The following is a 1,642-nucleotide window of genomic DNA, read 5'->3' on the forward strand; positions in this document are numbered from 1 at the left end:
CGCGCACGATGCCCAGCAAGGTGGCCACCAGCCAGCGCGAACGAGCCAGGCTGACGCCTATGCGCATCCCCGGCTGCACCCCGCTGCGCTGCAGGGCCCAGGCAATCGCCGCACTGGCTGCCTCCAGTTGTGCATAGCTCAGCGTGCCTTCGGCGTCCTGCACCGCAATGGCGTCCGGAACCTGCTGCGCGGTCTGCGCAAAACGTCCACTCAGGCTGACGCCTCCCTCCCCCGGCAACCCCGCCCAGGCCAGCAGCTGTTGTCGATCGCTGGCCGGAACGCCGTCTAGCGCATCGCAGGATGCCAACGGATCGATCAGCAGGCTGCACAGTGCGTGCTGGTAAATCCGCGAATACAGGATGGCAACTTCCTGCGGCGTTCGCGCCCGATTAGTCTCCAGCGTGAACTGGGGCGTGTGGCTGTCAGCACGCCAACCGCATTGCACGATCAGATCGAAGTGGGCGTGCTCAAAGCCACCACCGCCGATCAAGGTCACGTCCTCACTGCTGTCGATCGCACTTTCCAGAACGTGAAAGTGCGTGTAATTGAACGCGGTGTTGAACAACTGCCCGCCATCTACCCAGCGCTTCATCAACGGCATGGGGTAACGACGGTGCGCCCATAGCCCCTGCTCGTGCGCTGCGATCCGCCCCACGCGATCGCGCCAACTTTCGCGGCCGGCGGAAAGACGGAACGGCACGGTATTCAGGAACAGTCCGGCCAGGCGCTCGGCTTCGGCATACTCCGGCCGACCATTGGTGACTAGCCCTGTGGTTACATCCCGCAGACCGGTGATCACCGATAGGGCCTTGAGATGGATCGCCAGCAACATGCTCTTGAATGGCACCTGCCAACGCTTGGCAAGTTCCTGCAACTGCCGGCTCTGTGCCTGACTGATCTCCACGGAGGTACGCTGAGTCGCGCCACCGGCGCCACCAGCACCGGCGGGCAGCAGAGAAGGGCTGAAGTCGCGCAGCTGGGCTTCCCAGTAGCCGCGATGCACGTCGCTCTCGACCGCCTGCATTTCCAGCGCAACGTAATCGCGGTACGCGCCGCCGATGGTCCAGTCGATCGAGCGGCCGTTGCCAAGGGCGGCATAATCCTCGACGAACTGCGTGGTCAGCGTCGCCAGGCTCCAGCCGTCGAGGATCGCATGGTGGAAACTGAGGCCAACTTCAAACGCGCGCGGCCCCAATGTGAAGACGTCGGCGCGAATCACCGGTGCATTCCGCACATCGATGCCCGCATGCTTCTCGCGCTCCATCCAGCGCTGCAACTCGGCATCTTGTTGCCAGGCCTCCAAATGGGCCAAGTCGTGGAACGTCAGCGGCATTTCCGCCTGGGCATGCACCACCTGCAACGGGGGTGCGAAGCTGAGATCGAACGCGGTGCGCAGCACCGCATGACGGCGCCCCAGTTGACGTAGCACCGCGGCGATGCGTGCCGGGTCGACGTCAGCACGGATGCGGAAGTGGAAAATATCGTGATACGCCGAGTTCGCCCGATCCAGATCGCTGTGGAACAACATGCCCGCCTGCATGTGACTGAGCGGATACGCATCCTCGATACCCGCGGGTAACCGTGCACGCATATCGGCATCCACCAGTGCAAAGGGCGCGATGGACTTGGTGGCGGCGTGGAA

Annotated in this window: 1 protein-coding gene; it reads right to left on the reverse strand. The window is 63.7% G+C overall.

Annotation, left to right across the window (positions count from 1 at the left end; genetic code table 11):
- A partial coding sequence (locus EO141_RS02510; protein ID WP_164739032.1) for a condensation domain-containing protein occupies window positions 1–1,642 on the reverse strand: 1,642 nt, incomplete at both ends.

The sequence above is a fragment of the Xanthomonas sp. BRIP62415 genome, from assembly GCF_003993515.1.
GTDB classification, from domain to species: Bacteria; Pseudomonadota; Gammaproteobacteria; order Xanthomonadales; family Xanthomonadaceae; genus Xanthomonas; species Xanthomonas euroxanthea.